Origin of the sequence: Streptomyces sp. NPDC091649 (genome assembly GCF_044756785.1) — a bacterium.
GTDB lineage: Bacteria > Actinomycetota > Actinomycetes > Streptomycetales > Streptomycetaceae > Streptomyces.
The window spans coordinates 1-18,586 of the sequence record NZ_JBIVTR010000033.1; the positions used below are offsets into that span (position 1 = coordinate 1).

An 18,586-nucleotide genomic window follows, 5' to 3' on the forward strand; every position below is an offset into this window, starting at 1 on the left:
GAACGCCAGCAACCACGGAGAGTGATGGAATCTCTTCGCTGGCAGGCATGCCCCACCGTCCGGACAGAGCGTCTCCGGACACCGGGACACCGTCCGGACAGAACGTCTCCGGACACCGGGACACCGTCCCTCCGGACACCAGGGCACGGCAGCTGGACAACCTCTCCCACCGTTGCGCGAGCCGTTTCCGCGGCGTTGCGCGGAGCGTTTCCGCACCGTTGCGCGAGCCGTTTCCGCGGCGTTGCGCGGAGCGTTTCCGCACCGTTGCGCGAGCCGTTTCCGCACCGTTGCGCGGAGCGTTTCCGCACCGTTGCGCGAGCCGTACGCGTACCCGCAGCCGTACGGGTACGCGTACGCGGACCAGAACGGCAGCAGCAGGGTGCCACAAGCAGATGGTTCCCTGGCCAGGGCAACGCATCTGAATGAGCCCACGACATCCTGGAGCCAGCACTCGTAGGCCCTTTTCGCCCAAGGGGAACTGGACTCTGGGCATCCTGGGGCGCCCCCACCCACTGCTTGCTATCAGGTGCCATGGCACCGCCGTGGGCACTGCTGCTGCCGTTCTGGTCCGCGTACGCGTACCCGTACGGCTGCGGGTACGCGTACGGCTGCGGGTACGCGTACGGCTGCGGGTACGCGTACGGCTCGCGCAACGGTGCGGAAACGCTCCGCGCAACGGTGCGGAAACGGCTCGCGCAACGGTGCGGAAACGCTCCGCGCAACGCCGCGGAAACGGCTCGCGCAACGGTGCGGAAACGCTCCGCGCAACGCCGCGGAAACGGCTCGCGCAACGGTGGGAGAGGTTGTCCAGCTGCCGTGCCCTGGTGTCCGGAGGGACGGTGTCCCGGTGTCCGGAGACGCTCTGTCCGGACGGTGGGGCATGCCTGCCAGCGAAGAGATTCCATCACTCTCCGTGGTTGCTGGCGTTCTCCCGATACCGTTCCCAGCCCGCCTCACGGTCGGCGGCACTCGGTCTCGGTCTACCGGTCTCGGTCTACCGGGCCGCGGACCGGCCCGCCGGCCCGCCGGCCCGCCGGCCCGCCGGCCCGCGGTCCGCAGTCCGCGGTCCGCGGTCATGTTGAGGTCGCCGCCGAAGGACCACCGTGCCCCACAAGCCGCTGAACACCCACTCGGTGAAGACGACGCACGGACTCGCACACCTATCCCCCAGCTGGCACTCCAACCCTCGAAGCACCGCCCCAGGCAAACCCGTGAACTGGCGCGGAAAGCACGACACACCAACAAACAAACGCAAGCGTCCATTTTGAAGAATGAGGCACGGGGTACTTCAGTGGATGGATTCCAATTGGAATGGCGTGACGTCTTGAGTTGTTGTCTGTTGGAATTTTCCGTGTGGGTGTTTTCGGTTTATGGGGTGGTGTGTATCCTGTATAAGTCGCTACTTAATTGTGGTGACCGAAGGGCCCGAATGCGAAAGCGGGCCCCACGCTCCCTGTGCAAGGGGAGGGCGTGGGGCCCGACTGCCTGGGCCTCGGTGGGCTCGGCTGCGTCAACAGCCGGGCCCACCTGCGCTTTTAGAGCACTCCAGTGAGCTTGATACCCCAGTACACGGCCTGCAGGATGCATGCGACCAGGGTTACCGTCTCAGCGGCGCGCTTGCGCTTCGAACGGCCCGGCGCGGTCTGCTCGGACGAGCCTTCCATGCCGGACATCTTCCACCTCCCTCCGGTGGTCTATTTATTTCCCCGCCTGGCGGGGCGATTTAGACGTTAGCAGAGCAGAGGGTTGATAGAGGCAGGTCGTGTGACCGGCTGGAGCCCCAGATGGGCTTCAACTCTTCTCAGATATCAGGCGATGAGTTAGAGAAGGCGATGGGCGCCGAATGGCAGAAGATTCCGCTTTTTGATGTTGAAGTTCATCCACTGGTCCCCGGTGGGTGACGAATGGGTAGACGGGTGCCTGCACCGTGAGCACGTCGCGTCCGCGCAAGGCGCAGGGCGAGGGGCCAGGCCGCGGGTCTACCGAGGATCCCGCGAGCCAGTGGTCGGGTTCTGACCCTGTGACCGGTCCGTCCGCTCGGAGCGCTCGGTGAGCGCTTCGGACCCCTCCGGGGGTAGGGAGGCTTTTTCTCTCGGTGGCGCTATCCCGCCCTGGGCCTGCCGTTGCTGACAGGTCGGTGTCGAAGTTGCGCTGCTCGGCAGGCGAAGGGCGGTCGGGGCTGCTATAGCCGCGGCAACGACATGTGGCAAAGCACGAGCGGGATCGACATCTGCGGGGGCGGTTACCTCCCCAGAGAAATCTCGTCGCGTATGCCTCTAGCTTCCCCACTCCTCGCTGGGGTTGTAGGGCTGACTGAACCGCGGTCGAGCTTGGCCGACGGCTTCGTCCTCTGGCGTCAGGAGCTGGAACACGTCGGGATTGAGGTCGTAGACGTACCGGGTACGCACGGGATCGCTGAACAAGCCCTGGTGCAGGGCGCGCTTAGTCACCTTGACCAGCCCGCGTTCTTCGAGCTCCTTCAGCCCCTTGCGTCGGGTCTCGTCGCTGAGGTCGTAGCGCTCCCGCCCCATCCGGGGGGAGAACCAGACCTGCTTCTCCTCTCCACGCATCTCATGCAGAAGCACCAGATACATGGCCACCGCAGCCCCGGTGAGCTCGACGATCCACCCGTTGGTCCACAAGGCCGCATTCAGCTGGACGTACAGGTGCTCCTCGCGCTCAGCCTTTGGTGCGCGCTTGATGGCGAGACCGGGAGCCATGTAGGGCGTTCCGGTGCCGGCATCGCTCAGCAGACGGACCGCCGACGGAGCCCCCTGGCGCCGCTCCAACTCGACGAAGGCTTCTTCGGAGAGCCAGCGAAACCCGTCCTGAACCCGGCGGGCAGCGCTGGGTGTGCTTCCGTACCCCAGGAGCAGCGCCCACTCCTGCGCTGGGTACTGGAACACCGGCCGGTCCTCATTGCGCGCCATCCAGAGCATCGACAGGTACAGCTTCAGCCGCGCTGCACCGCCCTTGCCGCCGCTCCCGCGTAGCAGCCGCGCGAGCGGCGGCGGCGCGTCGTTCGGCTCCGCGCGGGCGATAAAGCGAAACCTCACGGCGGCGCTCTTGGCGCGGGTGAGTGCTCTGACCTGCTGGGCGGCTGACCGCTGGGCCGCGACAGGACCCAGCTCTGAATCCGACACGACAGAGCACTCCTTACCAAATAGTCAATCTATTAATCCTGCATCTAAGGCTACCAATAAAGCCGCTGTAAGCGTAGGGGTAAGGACTTCAAAGTACCCATCGGCAGGGTTTCACGCTGGGGGAGCAACGCTGTAAAAGCTACTCTCTATACGTACAACCTCGGACTGTGCTATCTTGAGAGCACGTTGAAGCACCCACCCGGAACGGGGCGGCCAGGTATGTCGGCCCGCTGGGACGGGGGCCAAGGCGTAGCGAACACGCGTGAGAGGCAACAGTGCGGGCCTTCTACAAAGCACTTGACAGTGCGAAGGAATCCGCCGCCTCGTCGGCCCCAGGTACGGGCTCATCGCCATCGTTTGCGCCCAGAAGAGGGCGACATCTGACTAGATGTCGCCCTCTTCGCTGTCGCCCCGCATCGCCGAGTCGAGCGCCGATCCGCAGCCCCTGTACCCGCGCCCGAAATCCGCGCCCTCGCCGCGCACGCCGAGGCGCTGCCGAGCCAGGCCCGGACCACCGCCCGGGGCCTGCCCGGCCAACCCGCAGAGGACGGAGCGACGCTGGCCGGCTCGCAGGGCCGGGCAACGGCCATCACGATGGACGCTCGCGGGCATGTTGACGATGCCGACAGTGCCGACGCCTTCATCCCGCCAGGCGAGGAGCTGGGCCAGGATTGAGTCCGGACAGGCGACTCAGTCTCGTGCTCTGCATGTTCATCCGTACGCGGCTAGGCGCGTCACGTGTTCGCCGACACCGTCCAGGTCGTCGGCCTCCTCGCCCCCCGTAGCCGGCCGAGGAGGTCCTCGCCTGGACCAGGAGGAGATCGATCGCGATCCGGATCAGGGTGTTGTCGGTGATCCTCGGACCGGTGCGTGCGCTGGGCGGAGACCCGGCGCTCATCGGATCGCAGCCCCCGCGTTTGCCGTGTCCGCGATGTTGCCGGGTTTGCCTCAAGCGCTGGGCTGGTGGGGGACGATAGTCATCGGCAGTCGTCAACGGGGCGGCTATGCCGTACGCGAGGAGATCTGGATGCGGTTAGAGGTGCGCTTGGAGTCGGGTGCGGGGGAGCTGCGGTCGTTGCAGGGATGGCTGCGCTCGGATCCGGATGTGCGCAGGTCCGCAGAGACTGAGGTGCGGGGGAGCACACCGCAGCCGGGGGAGATGGGCACGGCACTCGACGTGCTGCAGTTGGTGACGGGCAATGGGTGGAGCGCGGCATCGTTCGTACTGGCCTTGGCTGCGTGGCGGCAGACCCGGCCGCAGCGACCGCGGGTGGAGATCCGCCACGGTGACACGGTCATCATCCTCACCGACTGCTCGCCCGAGGAGATCGAACGGGCGACCACAGCGCTGAACGCCGCAGCCGGCGAGGACCGTGACGCGTGAGCGTCCTGCCTGACCCCGGGGCGTCAAGGGCAGTCATCATCGGCACGAGCCGCTACGACTACCTCGAACAGCTACCGGCCGCCTCGAACAACCTGACCGCCCTCGCCGAGCTCCTGAGCGGCCCGCTGTCCCTGCGGATGCCCGCCCCGCACGTGACCGTTGTAGAGAACCCGCCCGACCCCGCGACCGTGATGAATCCACTGCGCCAGGCGGCGGCAGAGGCCACCGACACCCTGATCGTCTACTACGCAGGCCACGGCCTCATCGACCCCCACGACGCCCTCACACTGGCCATGCCGCACACACAGCCGGACCGGATCGAAACCAGCCTGAACTACGACTGGCTGCGCCAGATCCTCCTGAACTCACGAGCGCAGCGGCACATCGTCCTCCTCGACTGCTGCTACAGCGGCCTTGCCCTCGGCAGGATGAGCGCCTCGCAAGGGCTTGCCGACCACGCCGCAGTCGAAGGCACCTTTCTGCTCGCAGCTTCCGCCGAGACCCGCACCGCCCTGGCCCCGGTCGGCGACACCCACACCGCCTTCACCGGCGCCCTCCTGGAGACCCTGCGTAACGGCATCCCCGGCGGCCCGCCCGTGCTCGACCTGGAGACCGTCTACCACCACCTGCGCCTGACCCTGGAAGCGCGCGGGCATCCTGTTCCCCAGGCCAGGAATCGCAACAGCGGTGCCCGAGTGGCGCTCGTGCGAAACCACGCAGACCGCCTCGCCGCCGGCCCGGTCCCAGCTGGTGCCAACCCCGAGCCAGCCCACCGCCTATGGCCTGACCCAACCGCGATCCGCACCGTCACGGGCTTCTTCACGTGCCTCGCGGGTGCGCGAGAGGTAAGTGGACTGACTCAGCAAGAGGTCAGCCGCCGCTCAGACGGACGCCTGTCCGCGGGAACCATCAGCAAATTGGTCAACCGCGACACGCTTCCCGCCACGTGGAGCACCACAGCCGCCTACCTGTCAGCCTGTGGCGTTCCTGATGACCAGGTCCAGAAATGGCACAGTACCTGGCAGGAACTGCGCCGCGACGCAGCCCTGATTCAGGAGACGGGTACCAGAAGGCCCGGTGAAGACACTGCTGCGTCCGGGAAAGCACGGCATCGGCTATCCGCTCTTTGGCGCGGCCGTGGTCACTGACCAGAGTCGGCCGAAGCCGAAGCTCCAGAGGGGTGGGGCCGAGGAGTGTTCTGTGTGCTGTCCGAGTTGTTTCCGGTAAGGGTGTTCCACCCGGCGATGGCAACGACGCCGATCAGCAGGATCGCGCCTGCGGATGGCTTCTTCCACCGGCTCGAGGCAGAGGAGGGCTTCACATAGTGAGCTGCCCGGTAGTACCCCTTGCGCTCCTTGGTCACAGCTCCACATCCCCCGAATCGCCGGCTGACTGACGCAACAAGTCTTTCAGCAGCGTTCCAGCTTCGGTTCGGAACGGCCAAGCACGTCCGAATCCCGACGCTTCTCCAAGCGCCTCCAGCTCATCGCCCAGGGCTATCCTGAGCATGATCCCGACCTCACCACCACACCCGCCGCCCCGGCCAGGCCGAGGAAACCGTCTGGCTGGATGACAGCACAGGGGGAGGCTCCGGGGGGCGTAGATCGCCCCCGGAGCCTCCCCGGCGTATCAAGGCTGGTTCGCGGGGATCGGCGGCAGAGGACCCCAAACGATCGTGCAAGCGGAACGGACTGTGGCGCTGTCGAAGTCGACCGTGCCGCCGGAGAACGTCGCGGAGTTGAAGCTGACTGTGCCGCCGGAGAACACGGTGCCGGTGAAGTCGAGGTTGCTGCCGGAGAAAGCCGCGAAGTTGAAGCTGACCCTGCTGCCGGAGAACTCCGCGACGTCGAAGTCGACCATGCCGCTGGAGAATGCCGTGCGGATGAAGTTGATCGTTCCACCGGAGAACGTCGCGGCGCCGAAATAAACCCTGCTACCTGAGAACATCGCGTGGCTGAAGCTGACCCTACTACCGGAGAACGTCGCGGTGCTGAAGTCGACGAAACCGCCGGAGAAGGTTGCTCCGCCGAAGCTGACTGTTCCACCGGAGAACGTCGCACCGTCGAAGTCGACAGCCCCGTTAGAGAACGTCGCTCTGCTGAAACGGACCGTGCCGCCGGTGAACCTCGCGCCTGCGAAGTCGCCACCGTCGAAAACGGCTCCGGTGAAGTCCAGGTCATGACCGCACCAGGTCGCAGCCGCGTCAGGGTCCTGGAGGCGATCGCGGATGGTCCCGATGATGGTGAAACGGACCTCCCGCTCCCCCTTCATGTAGCCCTCCGCGTCGGTGTCGGTCTCGTAGGGCATCCGTAGGTAGGCGCAGAGCACGTTGATGCATACCTGCCGCTGTTCCTGCCAGTCGTCGGCCAGGCGTGCCATCGCGTACACCCCGGCCAGGCGGACCGCGGCCTGGTCGTGCCCGAGTTGTTCGGCGGCCTTGGTGTACCGCTCGGCCAGCTGGGTCGCGTCCGCCCGGTGGGAGGCGCCCTCGTCGAGGAGCTGCTTGCGGTAGGCGTACAGGCCGGCGAGCACGGCACCGACCAGGGTCAGGGCGGTGACCGTGGTCTTGACGTTGTCCTGACCGCTGACCGGCTTCTTGCCCGGGTTCTCCGCGGTGAGGAAGACATCCACCCCGTGGTACAGCCCGTACGCGAGCACTGCGACGAGGACCAGACTGACGGGCGCGACCAGCCACACCGGCCAGAGGTTCGGGGTATGACGTCCTTGCTGCTCCGGAGAGCGACGCCTGGGATCTAGCACGCGATGAGCGTGACCCACGCGGGCTGGCGGCAGGGGGAGTTCATCACTTCGTTACTGCCGACCGAAGGTGTGGTCCGGGGCGCATCGAGCGCCCCGGACCACACCTTCGTTTCCCTCGGCACCGGGGCCGGAGCCGTCAGGCGGCCGTCGATTCAGCTGCGGACGACTTGATCTCCACCTCGAGGCCGGCCGACACCGACAGCGCTTCGATCAGCTCGCGGACCATCACGCGTGTGCCGGACGGGTTGAGTTCCATCGCCGCCTGGACCGCGTCAGGGCTGAGCTTCTTTGTGACGCGGGCCAGCGCCTTGTACGGATCCCTCGCCGAAGGCAGTGCCGGCTGGTCCTCGATGCTGGCCAGGTACGCCAGCACGGCCTCCTCGGTGGCCTTTTTCTTCCCGGCCGCCTCGGGCGGGAGCGCCTGGACGGCGCCCTTCACCATGTCGGACGTGACGGCCAGCCGCTTCACCTGGATCAGGGCCAGGTAGAGCAGGGCGGCGGCGTCGACGCTGTGCTCCTCGGTGAGGGAGACCAGCTCCCTGGCCTGGGCGATGCCCAGCTTCTTAGAAACTACAGTTTCCAGATCGTTCGATTTCTCGTGAACCAATTCGAACAGCTTCTCCGTGATCTTCCACGTCTTGATCAGCTGGTTCGCGTACTGCGGCGTGATGTCCCACAACTCGTTGCAATAGCCCTCGAAGGACGGATGCGTCGCCCGGTACAGCCGGCCGTCCCGCACCACCTGCAGCGCCTTGCCCGCCGCCCAGTACGCGATCCGCAGGTTCTCCAGCGCGGCCTCGCACCGCACCAGGAGCTCACGCTCCTGAGCGATCAGTACCGGGGTGTCGGACAGCTGCTTCGTCGGCAGCTGGTCGATGGCGCGCGCCAGGGCCGCCGCCGTGTCCGGCTTGCCGGGGCCCTGCGGCCCGCCCGTTTCGATCTGTCGTCCCATCAGAGCATCTGTTCCATCGTCAGGGCGACGCGCATGAAGTCCTCGCGGGCGTTCAGCGCGGTGCCACTCATCTTGTACTCGGTGACGAGCGTGCCGTTCTCGTAGGCGTTCTCGTGGATCGTGTAGCGGCGGATCGGAGCGGCCACGCGCGGGTAGTTCCGCTCGTCGATCCACTTCTTCACCTTGTTCAGCTGCTTCTCGTCCCGGTCCTTGCCGGGGTCGTGCATGTTGATCACGACCAGGAAGGGAATGCCCCGCGGCTTGAGGACGCGCTCGATCGTGAACTCGCACTCGTCCCACGTGATTTTCGACGGAGTGACCGGCACGATCGCCAGGTCCGCCACCTCCAGGACCTCGCGCAGAGCGTCCGCCGTCCGGCTGTCGCCCAGCGGGTCCGTACCCCACTCGGCGTCGGGGTCGACGTCCAGGAAGCCGGGGGTGTCCACGATGATGCGGCGCCGCTCGGGGTCCTCGACGATCCCGGGGAGGATGCCGAGCTTGCTCTTGGTGACGACATAGTCGAACGGCAGCTCCGCCTCGCGTACGGTCGCGCACCACTTCTCCAGGGTGCCCTGGACGTCGATGCCGGCCGCGACGACGGGGGAGCCGACGGACTCGTCCGCGTTGGTCAGCACCGCTGAGCGACCCGCGCACGCCGCGGTGTTCACCGCGATCGTCGACTTGCCCGCACCGCCCTTCTGCTGGATGACGACAATCACCTTCGCGGACCGGCCGGTGCGGCCCGCAGTCCCTGTGACCTGATGTACGGCTGTCGATTGAGTCATCCGGTGGCCTCTCAGTTGCCCGTTGGTTTCACCGCATGGCGCGGCTACTCGGACCAGCCACAGCCTGCCAGACCCTCGAGGGGGCGCGCAGCCACCCCGCCGGACGGCCGTGTCAGGCAGAGTTGAACCGTCGGCTCGCGGAGGCCGAGACGGCCGCCTGTGGCCGCAGCTCCCCGCACGGCCACATTGTCGTATCCGGTCGTGCCCGCAGGTTCCGGCTAGGGGCCCTCGGGTGGTGCCAGCGGTACACTGGAAGGGAACAGATCACCGTAACTTCCCAAGCACGAACGGCGCTTGACGCCCTATCAGTCAGCCACTAGACTGGACTTAGTAAGGGGGGCGGTTTCGCCTACCCTGAAAAGTTGGGTCTTTCATCGCCACAGGTGTGTCTGGACCCATTTGTGTTTGCCTAATTGAATGAAGACCAAGTGCCCTCCGGTGGCCGCCGGGGGGTTTTTGCGTATATGGAGGCATTTGGACCTTTTTCATCCCTTCTGGGTTCGCGTCACCGCAGTCCGTCTTGCTGGTAGCGATCATGCCTTCCAGCAGAGCGGTGGTCGGCAGACCCGCCTGCTCCTGCCCACCGTGCTCAAGTCACGAACGAAGCCCTCAACGGTGGACCTCCCTCCCGCCCGGGATCAGGAGGACGCCTTCTGCCGCCGCCCCGCTGATCAGGTCGGGGCGTCTGTCCCTCCCGTATCGCCACTGCCCTACCCCCGCGCGCCCTGAAGCGGGGGCACATCTACCGAGAAGAGGAATTATGACCCAGTCAAACCCCAGCCAGCCCAGGTCACACGGGCGCCCGTCGCTCCCCGCGACTACCTCTGCCCAGCCGTCTGTCGGCGGTGCCCGATGATGCTAATCATCTTCGGCCTTGCGCTCGCCGCAGCCGCGTTCTGGGCAGCACGTCGAGACGAGAAGTTCGGGCCAGCTCTGATGGTCGCGCTGACAGTGGTGACCGTGTTCTTGCTCCTCATGGACAAGGACCCCTCCGCCATGACGCAGACGGTGGCTCCGTCGACACTCCTTCCGACGGCGGCGCCTGCCCAGCCGGGTGTTCCGACGGCGGCGCCTGCCCAGCCGGGTGTTCCGACGGCGGCGCCTGCCCAGCCGGCACCTTTGTCATAGTCCGGCTGTGAGCGGCAAGCGCCAACTTTTTCTCTCCGAGGGCGTGAGCCCGCCAATCAGAAACGATGCAGGGCCCGGCCGTTCGGCCGGGCCCTGCATCGTGCCAGGCCGTAGAGAAGGTGTAGAGGGTGTCCCTCTGGCGCGAAGCCGACCCTGGAGAACTGCAAGGCCGAGATAACCGAAGGCATGGGCAACGAACCCCTGCCGACCGGAGCCGGTGACGCATTCTGCTTCGACACCAGCGAGGACAACATCGGCTACGACAAGGTCATCAAGCCCCTGCCGACCGAACGCACCAATGGCAACCGCGTACGGGTCCAGGGCACCGTCTGGACCAACGAGAACAAGACCCACCACCGAATGACCCCGCACACCAGGCAGATCTGGCCGAGGCCCGGCATAGCGCACCAGCTGGTCCCGACCGCCGCTCCTGCACCGCGCTACTCGACCAAGACCCGGAAACGCGGCTGGCGCCCTGGAGCCGCCTGCGCGGGGGAGTCTTCTCATTTCCGGCCTGGAGAACCGACGCGGTGAACTCAGGTCGCGGCGTAGGCCAGCTCGGCGAGGTGGAGTGCTTGGGTCAGGCTGGTTTCGTCGGTCAGGTCGATGCTGACGCGGTACGCACGGTGCCCGGTAACAAGGGTGCGAGCTTGCGTAGCTCCTATCGCGTCGAGTTGTTCCCTGGTGTGGTTGAGCCGGAGGTTGATGCTGCTGCGCTCCGCGTAGACGTAGGCGAAGCCGCCCAGCTGTGAGCCCTGCCGACGCAGCCGGAGGTAGCGGCTGTAGTCGAGCGGAGCGCCCGGCTGCGCGTTCTGGCGCTTGATGCCGTGCACCTTGACGTTCTCCCACTGGGTCGCCTCGGCCAGAAAGCGGACGAACAGCCCGCGCGCCGGGCTGCCCCGCAGCAGCGCGCGCACTGTCTCCTGGCCTTCATCCGCCACGCCGGGAAGAGGGGGAGTCGCGCTCACGGGGTGGCCCTCCGGGTGCGAGCGGTTGTCTGGTGGGTTGTCCTGGACAACCTCGGCTGTCGGTTCGTTGAGCTCGCTGGTGACGCGGTTGAGGGTGGTGTTGTCTTCGTCGTTGACCTGGCTGGCGTGGGCGAGGGCGGCGTCGATGTCGTCCCCGACCGGATCCGCGGAAGCGTGGTGTTCCTGCGGTTCGCCGGCCAGGGCCGGCAGAGCCGGGACGGGTGAGGTGGTGTCGCCGGCGCGGAGGCGGTCGAGTTCGTCGGTGAGCTGGCGGAGCTGGTCCGTGACGCGGGCTTCGAGGTCTTCGGCCTGGCGCTGTTTCTCCTCCGCCCGCCGCAGCTCCGCCCGGGCCCGCTGCTCCTGCTCCTCGGCCCGGGCCAGCTTCCGTTCAGCATCCTCCAGAGCCTCGCCCTGGGGCTGGGCAAGGAGCTGGTCGCGTTCCTCGACAAGGTCGGTGACCCTTCGGTCGAGCTGGTGGATCATGTTCAGCAGGACCATGACGAGCTTGTCGGAGTTGTTCTTCGCCCGCTCGACCTCCGCCCGCTGCTCCAGCGTCCGGGTCAGCCGGTCGTACGTCTCGATCTGCCGGGCGTGCGCCGCGGCGAGCTCGACCGCATACCCCGCACCCGGTCCGGCCGGGGCGGGTGCGCCCGGGGTGGTGCGGGGAGCGGGGCGCAGGGTCTGTTCGCGCAGGGCGAGGGCTTCGTCCTGGCGGCGCTGACGCAGTTCGGGGCGGACCGTGGCTTTGACCAGCGCGACGATGAACGCCTGAGTCGGCACCTTCCCGGCGAGGTAGACCCCGGTCTGGGCCTTGCTCATGCTGATCTCACCGCCCAGCACGGCGAGGGTTTTCCCGCTCTCGTCCACGTGGCGGCGCAGCATCTCGGCAAGCTGGCGTGCCGCGGCGTTCTCGCCGCGGATCGGCCCCCACGGCCTGCCGCCGCCGGCCTTCGGTGTCATGTGACCCCCGCCCCTTGGGCTGTCTGTGTTGTCCGGCCCGTCCTGGACAAAAAGCCCCCGGTCCGGAACTTACCTGCGTTGTCCGGCCGATGACTCCCAGACGATCCAATACACCCCCACAGTCACCTCCCAACAGCCGCCGGACACCAGCCCCCTGCGGCACTCACCCGGGAGGAACCTCATGCTCGACCACCTCAACACCGCCCTCGCAGCCCTCGGCACCCTGGCCGCTCTCACCCAGCTCGCCCTCGACCTGCACCGCCCCTGCAAGAGCGACAGCAAGGACGACCAGGAGCAGTGACACCCTGCGGCTACCTCCGCGCCTCGTCCTGGACCGCCCCGGGCAGATCCCCCGCCTCACGGCGCCGGCGGATCGTCGTACGGCTCACACCGCACGCGGTAACAGCCTCCCGCTGAGTCAGCATCGGACGCGTCATCCCTCTATCCTCCCCGCCCCGGCCTGCACCGCCCGCCACGCCCGCCGGGCCGGTCGGGCGACCCCCGACCGTCACCCGGCGGTGGTGGGGCCGGTGCTGAGCGGGCGTCGCCCGGCAGGCCGGGACACGGCCGGGGCCGCGGCTGCTCCTTGTAGACGCTCCGCCGCGAGCACGGCGCGCGGTACGGGTATGCCGGGCGGCACCTCTTGGTCGTCGACGGCGGGTACGGGTCCGGTGCCCAGCGGGCGGCGGGTGGTCACCCGACGATTCTCTCCCCCTGGTCAGGCGATCGACGCAACTGAAACCAAGTGGGCCGTCACATGTGCCTCGCACCCCTCCATATATAAGGCGGGGGAGCCCCTTGCGCGGCTTGCCCCGCCGCGTCGCATGGTGCTGCCCTGCCCGGCGACCGCCGGGCGATCGACGCGCCTGAACCCCGATGTCAAGGCCTCGCGAATTCTGCCCGACACCCCGTCACCGGCCCCCAGGAGAGGCCCGGACCGGATTTTCGCGAGAACTGGAACGACCGGCCGACGGCGCGGACTGTAGGCCCCGCGCTCCCCCGGAGCGCCCTCTCGTACTCGAAGGAGAACACCGTCATGTCCTCGCTCGCCCTGCTCGTCGCCGTGCTCCTGGTCCTCGTCGTCGTCCTGGTCGTGGTCCTGCTCGTCGACCTCGCGCACCGCTACCCGAAGGCGGCAACCCCGATGCTCGTCGGGCTCGGCGGCATGACCGTCATCGCGGCCGTCGTCGTCCCGATCGCGGTCCGGTGACACCCCGGGACCGCCGGGCTGTGACTCGTCCGGGTCAGGGATTGGGCCAGCGGCCCAACTGGCATAGGTCTGTCCGGCCGGCCCCCGGTACGTCATCTGCGAGACGTACCCGGGCAGCCGGTGACGTACGGGGCGATGGCGGCCGGGACCGAGGACCGGCCCCGCGCGCCGGACCGGCCCCCGCGCCCGACCGGCCGAACCGGCCTGGCGGTTGCGCACCTGGTTGTGCATCAGGTTGTCCGTCCAGTTGCTCAGCAGGTTGCCCATCTGGTTGCTCAACAGGTTGTGTTCCTCGATTCCGCGGCGGGGTGTTGTCGCAGGCCGGGCACCGCGGGTCAGCGGCCCGGCGACGCCGACACCTCTCTCCGCTACAGCCGGAGCAGAGGTGTTTCCCTTCTCCCTGGGGCGGGGGGACCGCCCGCGTCGCCGAGGTCCAAGTCCTCAACTGACCACCGCACCAACGCCGCGCCGTGGTGAGTTTCACTCACCACCGCAGGTCAGAGCGCGTGGTGAGTGGCCGGACTTCCTCTTCTGCTGCCATTCCAGCCCGTGGTGGTGGGTGGTGGGGTGGTGGCGGTCTTCGGAATGAGGGCGCTGCGCTTGGCCTGGTGGGGGTTGCGGCGGCCACCGGCCGCTGCGCCCCGGGGTCGGGGTGGACAGAGCCTCTAGCGGGCCTCTGGGCGCCGATCTGGCAGCCCCGCGCCTTTCCCCGGGTTGCGCGCCTCAGCGTGGGCTGTACGGGCTGTCAGTTGGGTTCAGCTACACGAATCCGCTCAGGGCGGGGTACGAGAGTCTTCTCTTCGCTCCTACACTTCCGTAGCGTGTGCCAGCGTGGCGAAACCCGCCGTCAGTGGAATGAGAAGACGGGTTCCGCCACCAGTGAAGGACACCGCAGGTGGGCCCCCGAGTGGTGAGACACGAGGGGGCTCGCTGCTGTTAGGCGCCCAGAACCTTCGCGAGCAGTTCAGCGAGTTGCTCGCCGGCTCCGGTTGCAAAGCCGATCAGCAGCGCGAGAAGCGTCATGCTGACGAGGCCCTGCCGCCTCCTGCGGTCCTCCCGGCCCGTTGCGTCTTCGGACGCAAGGTTCTCCTTGTTCTCCTCGGAGCCGGTAGGCATGAGCAAAAGAACACCTCCCAATCGGTCATGTGACGTGTCGGCACCTCCGCAACAACGGGCAGTGGCCGGCCGCACTACTGACGGATCGGGACCACGCATCGCTGCGGAAGTGGATGTGACAGTAGCCCCAAACGAACCGTCAGCTCGGGGCTCCGTCGCACGACTTACCTGCCGGTAGCAATTAGCATGACCGTTGCGCGTGCGCGCGTCCGCGCGCGCGGGAGGTGCCTGTGATGCAGATCACTTCCCCCTGTGCTTCCGGCCCGGTTTCGAGGTCTCCTTCTAGGGTGTTCTCGGCAGCCGCGCCACCTCACCAACCCCCAGTCCAGCCTTCGGAGAGCGCACCGGCTTCACCCGGAAGCCGTTCTTCTGCATGACAGCCGAACGCCTCCGTTCCCTCTGCGCAAGCCACTCGGCACGCTGGGCCGGCGACAGGTGCTGCGGCGGCCGCCTGCGCTTTCCACGCCGCGCCTGCGCGACCTCCCGCTGCCGCGCCGCCTGCTCCAGAGCATGCAGAGCCGACTCGAACCACCTGTCAACCGTCTTGGTGGTGTACCCGGTGATGTCAGCGAACTCCCGGGCGGAAAGCCCCACCTCCATAGCGCGCCGCACCGACGACCGCGCCCTGGCCGAGGTCTTCAACTCCGTCTGCGACATACGACGCCGACGCTCCCCGATCCGCACAAGCTGCTCCTGCGCCCTCTCAACAGGTAAGCCACGCGCCTCGAGGCTTCGCTTCGCCACCCATCGCGCGACGGTCTTTGTGGTGTAGCCGGCCGCGGCGGCCACCTCCTCGACGTTGATCCCCGAAGTCACCGCATCCACGACGTGCCGGCGGACCTCCTGCAAGTACCTCTGCTCAGCACACCGGAATCTGCTGCGGCGCCGGTTGATGCGCACCAAGTACACGCGCAGCTCACTCGCAACCTCCGCCCTCGTTTTACCGTGGCTGTACGGCCCCTTGACCATGCCCCCCCAATCAGTGATGAGGGCATCCTGCCAACGACGCCCCCGCAGCCGAGCCGTATACCTGCAATCGCACCCACCTGAGCTCACTTTCGCGGCGTCCGCAGTGGGCGTCCGTGCGACGCGTCGGCTTCGTGTCGCATCGGGCGGAGCTTTTGAGACCCCTAGACGCTCCAGGCGTAGATCATGTGACTCATGGATCTTCAAGGAATCGGGGCGTTGGCCGCAGCTGCCGTCGCCTGCGTCGGCATACCGACAACTCTCGTCCTCGGTCGTTGGCAGCTGCGGGGGGCGCTACGCGGAGCGGAAGAAACTGCGCGCGCCGGACTGGCTCAAGCAGATGCGAGCTACCGGGCATCACTTGATGGCGTGCGAGCACAGGGCCAGAACGAACATCAGCAGTGGCGGCGTGGCGTCCAGCGAGATGCATATGCAGCCTTCCTCCAAGCAGTTCTCAGCTACACCGATACCGCCCGCAGCAAGTTCGGCGGGGGCGTGCTTCAGCTTGAAGAAACACAGAGTCGCATTGCTGCATTGAAAGCTTTAGAGACGGACATGTCACACAGAGCTTGGGTAGTGCGGCTGGAAGGCCCCGATAAAGTTACCGACGCGACCAAGATCCTTCAAATTTCCGCCAGCCTCGTGGTGCTGACGGATCAAGAATACGCACTCCGAACGGCCGCCATGTGGGAGATCAATTCCCGATCTTACGCTCATCCGCGCGAGGTCGCGCGCATCTGGGAATTGGTCCCAGTCGCTCAGGGATTTTGGCTCACCATCGGTACTTCCGCCATGGAAGACAGCTCAACGGATGTGTTGCAGGAGTTGCGCGATCTCTTCAGCACCTGCGAGATACCGAGAGGAATACTGGCCATTCTCTGCCAGCCGCACGAACCCGTGCCTGAAAACATCACCCCGTTTCAACACGCTCTCAACGACTTCATCCGGGCCGCGAGTGGGGCACTGCACCTCGTCTTAGAGCCGCCGACTCCGTGAACGCGTAGTCCAGCTTCGGGCGCGCGCGTGTCGTGCACGCACGAGGCGCGACCTCGCAGGAGCCCGGGGCGGGCGTTCGGTATCCGGTGCCACACGCCGGCCGCCCGCCCCGGGCACCGGGCAGCCTCCCACACCGGCCACGCCCCCGCCGGGGCCCGGTCGGCGGCCGCCCGCCGCAGTCGCGGTCGCGTTATGGGCGGTAGGGCTGTGTGCGGGGTTCCGGGCGTGGGCGGTCCTCCTCGTTCTCCCAGACCCTTAGGGGCCTCTCAGAGAAGTAGTCGGCGCGGCTTTACCCCTTGACCGTGCAGGTCAGGACGCCGCGCCGCCGGTCTGGGGGCAAGTTGCAGGGCAAGTCGTGAGGCAAGTTGCAGAGCAAGTTGTAAGGCACGTTGTAGGGCAAGTTGTAGGGCAAGCCGTCCTCACGCGGCGAGCGCCGTCCCGGCGGCGGTGAGACGCCGCCGCGCCAACCCGGAGGGTGGAGGGAAACTGGTGGGAGGGGCGGTAGCGTCGCAGGTCACGAAGAGTGCTCCCCGCGCATGCGGGGCTGGTCCCGCGATGCCTTCGGCGGCGGGGATCGTCATGTGCTCCCCGCGCCCTGTGGGGCTGGCGCTCATGCGGCGAGCGCCGTCCCGGCGGCGGTGGTCAGGTCGTCGGCGGCCTGGAGCGCCCTCTCCCGGGCTTCCTGGAGCGCGGCCGCGCTCTTCACCGCCAGGAGCAGCCCGCCGTGCTCGCCCGCAGGGCCACGAGCTGGGCGGGTCAGGAATTGGGTCAGCGGCCAGAAGCTCCTGGCTGCGCCTGGCGGCCGTCGGTGTACGTCATCCCGTTGACGTACACCCGGTACCGGTGACGTCGCGGGCGTCGGCGGCCGGGACCGAGGGCCGGTCGGTTGCGTATCTGGTTGCCCATCTGGTCGTCCAGCCAGTTGCGCATCAAGGTGCTCATCTGGTTGCCCAACAGGTTGCGTTCCCCCGGGCGCGGGGTGCCGTGTCTCCGCAGGCCGGGGCCGGTGGATCAGCGGTCCCGGGACGCCGACACCTCGTTCCCGGACACGGGACGAGGCTCCGCACCCTTCCCGGCGGCGGGGGGCCGGCGGGCGCACGCACGAGGCGTGGCCTCGACCACGGGGCCCGGGGCGGGCGTTCGGTATCCGGCGCCACACGCCGGCCGCCCGCCCCGGGCACCGGGCAGCCTCCCACGCCTTACACGGCGAGTGCGGTCCCGGCGGCGGCCACCAGGTCGTCGGCGGCCTGGAGCGCCCGTTCCCGGGCTTCCTGGAGCGTGGCCGGGCTGTCGACCACCCGGATGTCGTACGCGGCCTGTGCGGCGTGCTGCGCCGTACAGGCCAGCTCGGGCAGCAGGAGGCGCACTCGAAGGAGTGGACCGGTCACCGCGGATCGTGTCACGTGGCTCTCGCCGCGTGCCGTGCTCCAGTCCCCGCCGGCCAACCGGATTTCCTCCCGCACGGCCATCGCCCGCCGGTGGTCCGCCAGCGCGGCCGATAAATCCGCCACCGCATCCAGTCCCGCCGTACGGCGCGCAGACAATTCCTGAGCAGCACGCTGCGCGCTCTGTGCGAGATGCTGGAGAGCACCCGTCACGAAAGACCCGGCGAGCGTTCCCAGAACAGCGATCACAGCAACCAGCATGATGAATTCCCTCGGTGGTGTGAATTCACCATGCCCCTGAAAAATCCTCTACGGACACGTTGCCTGTTGCGTGCTCCAAATAGGCAACAGGCAGCGGCCGGTGATGCCTGTTCATTCGTGATTCCACCCGCGCATCACTTTGACGCTCCGGGCCCCGAGGGTGTGGTGCAGATCCCCAATCACTACACAGGCACTCAGGTTGATGCACTGCGATCGAAGGATGCCCCGGGGGTGTGGCCCGGTTTCGCCAAAACAACATGCTGCATCAGTTGATGCAGCAGCGGCGGAGGCTGGTTCCAGAGTCCATCCGGCCCCTGTTCCGAAGCATCCCGCCGGGCCACCGGCCCGGCTTCCCCCGAAGCCCTCACGCCCGGTCGCACACCCCCTCCTGACGGGCCGCCACGAGGGCCAGGCCCCGGGAGGTGGTGGCCCACGGTTCGTGATCCCACCCGGTCGCACCGATGATGCACCGTCACCCTCCCCTAGCCAGCCCGGCGAAGCCAGCCCGGCGAAGCCAGCCCGGCGAAGCCAGCCCGGCGAAGCCAGCCCGGCGAAGCCAGCCCGGCGAAGCC

At 67.5% G+C, this 18,586-nt stretch carries 16 protein-coding genes; 5 read left to right on the top strand and 11 right to left on the bottom strand.

Annotated elements, in window-relative coordinates; genetic code table 11:
* Positions 1-1,535: 1,535 nt before the first annotated feature.
* Complete coding sequence (locus ACIQMU_RS31160; RefSeq protein WP_402690203.1) at positions 1,536-1,673, bottom strand: hypothetical protein; 138 nt, start codon at positions 1,671-1,673, stop codon at positions 1,536-1,538.
* A gap of 603 nt (positions 1,674-2,276) precedes the next feature.
* The gene (locus ACIQMU_RS31165) at positions 2,277-3,143 is read right to left on the bottom strand and encodes a hypothetical protein (protein ID WP_402690204.1); all 867 of its coding nucleotides are present in this window, start codon (positions 3,141-3,143) and stop codon (positions 2,277-2,279) included.
* 1,027 nt (positions 3,144-4,170) lie between these two features.
* On the opposite strand from ACIQMU_RS31165, the gene ACIQMU_RS31170 reads away from it, so the two are divergent.
* Both ACIQMU_RS31170 and ACIQMU_RS31175 read left to right on the top strand, forming a co-directional pair.
* Entirely contained in the window at positions 4,171-4,527 is a 357-nt protein-coding gene (locus tag ACIQMU_RS31170) for a hypothetical protein (protein WP_402690211.1), read from the top strand.
* Positions 4,524-5,675 (top strand): caspase family protein, encoded by a 1,152-nt coding sequence (locus ACIQMU_RS31175; protein WP_402690205.1) that lies wholly within the window; start codon positions 4,524-4,526, stop codon positions 5,673-5,675. The genes ACIQMU_RS31170 and ACIQMU_RS31175 overlap by 4 nt, the downstream gene beginning before the upstream one ends.
* A 481-nt stretch (positions 5,676-6,156) precedes the next feature.
* Here the strand turns inward: ACIQMU_RS31175 and ACIQMU_RS31180 are convergent, their stop codons facing one another.
* The 3 genes from ACIQMU_RS31180 to ACIQMU_RS31190 all read right to left on the bottom strand — a co-directional run bounded on the left by ACIQMU_RS31180 (position 6,157) and on the right by ACIQMU_RS31190 (position 9,024).
* The gene (locus ACIQMU_RS31180; RefSeq protein ID WP_388541711.1) at positions 6,157-7,287 is read right to left on the bottom strand and encodes a pentapeptide repeat-containing protein; all 1,131 of its coding nucleotides are present in this window, start codon (positions 7,285-7,287) and stop codon (positions 6,157-6,159) included.
* A 136-nt stretch (positions 7,288-7,423) separates the two neighbouring features.
* Positions 7,424-8,239 carry a hypothetical protein gene (locus ACIQMU_RS31185; protein ID WP_402690206.1) on the bottom strand — a complete coding sequence of 272 codons (816 nt, stop codon included), beginning with the start codon at positions 8,237-8,239 and terminating at the stop codon, positions 7,424-7,426.
* Positions 8,239-9,024 carry a ParA family protein gene (locus ACIQMU_RS31190; RefSeq protein ID WP_355963791.1) on the bottom strand — a complete coding sequence of 262 codons (786 nt, stop codon included), beginning with the start codon at positions 9,022-9,024 and terminating at the stop codon, positions 8,239-8,241. Before ACIQMU_RS31190 ends, ACIQMU_RS31185 begins: the two co-directional genes overlap by 1 nt.
* A 1,314-nt stretch (positions 9,025-10,338) precedes the next feature.
* Here ACIQMU_RS31190 and ACIQMU_RS31195 point away from each other — a divergent pair.
* Positions 10,339-10,686: a hypothetical protein gene (locus ACIQMU_RS31195; RefSeq protein WP_388541717.1), complete on the top strand. Its 348-nt coding sequence runs from the start codon at positions 10,339-10,341 to the stop codon at positions 10,684-10,686.
* A gap of 2 nt (positions 10,687-10,688) precedes the next feature.
* Here the strand turns inward: ACIQMU_RS31195 and ACIQMU_RS31200 are convergent, their stop codons facing one another.
* Positions 10,689-12,080, bottom strand: a complete 1,392-nt coding sequence (locus ACIQMU_RS31200) for a hypothetical protein (protein WP_388541719.1) — start codon at positions 12,078-12,080, stop codon at positions 10,689-10,691.
* 508 nt (positions 12,081-12,588) lie between these two features.
* On the bottom strand, positions 12,589-12,777 hold the full coding sequence (locus ACIQMU_RS31205; protein ID WP_388541721.1) for a hypothetical protein: 189 nt from the start codon (positions 12,775-12,777) through the stop codon (positions 12,589-12,591).
* A gap of 339 nt (positions 12,778-13,116) precedes the next feature.
* On the opposite strand from ACIQMU_RS31205, the gene ACIQMU_RS31210 reads away from it, so the two are divergent.
* Entirely contained in the window at positions 13,117-13,290 is a 174-nt protein-coding gene (locus ACIQMU_RS31210; protein ID WP_402690207.1) for a hypothetical protein, read from the top strand.
* A gap of 936 nt (positions 13,291-14,226) precedes the next feature.
* Here the strand turns inward: ACIQMU_RS31210 and ACIQMU_RS31215 are convergent.
* Both ACIQMU_RS31215 and ACIQMU_RS31220 read right to left on the bottom strand, forming a co-directional pair.
* A complete protein-coding gene (locus ACIQMU_RS31215) occupies positions 14,227-14,406 on the bottom strand; it encodes a hypothetical protein (RefSeq protein WP_388542010.1) in 180 nt (59 codons plus the stop codon).
* A 282-nt stretch (positions 14,407-14,688) separates the two neighbouring features.
* Positions 14,689-15,375 carry a hypothetical protein gene (locus ACIQMU_RS31220; RefSeq protein WP_402690208.1) on the bottom strand — a complete coding sequence of 229 codons (687 nt, stop codon included), beginning with the start codon at positions 15,373-15,375 and terminating at the stop codon, positions 14,689-14,691.
* Positions 15,376-15,567: 192 nt separating this feature from the next.
* On the opposite strand from ACIQMU_RS31220, the gene ACIQMU_RS31225 reads away from it, so the two are divergent.
* Positions 15,568-16,368 (top strand): hypothetical protein, encoded by an 801-nt coding sequence (locus tag ACIQMU_RS31225; RefSeq protein WP_388542014.1) that lies wholly within the window; start codon positions 15,568-15,570, stop codon positions 16,366-16,368.
* 768 nt (positions 16,369-17,136) lie between these two features.
* Here ACIQMU_RS31225 and ACIQMU_RS31230 read toward each other — a convergent pair.
* Positions 17,137-17,310: a hypothetical protein gene (locus ACIQMU_RS31230; RefSeq protein WP_402690209.1), complete on the bottom strand. Its 174-nt coding sequence runs from the start codon at positions 17,308-17,310 to the stop codon at positions 17,137-17,139.
* Between the two features lie 257 nt (positions 17,311-17,567).
* The gene (locus ACIQMU_RS31235) at positions 17,568-17,735 is read right to left on the bottom strand and encodes a hypothetical protein (protein ID WP_402690210.1); all 168 of its coding nucleotides are present in this window, start codon (positions 17,733-17,735) and stop codon (positions 17,568-17,570) included.
* Between the last annotated feature and the right edge of the window lie 851 nt (positions 17,736-18,586).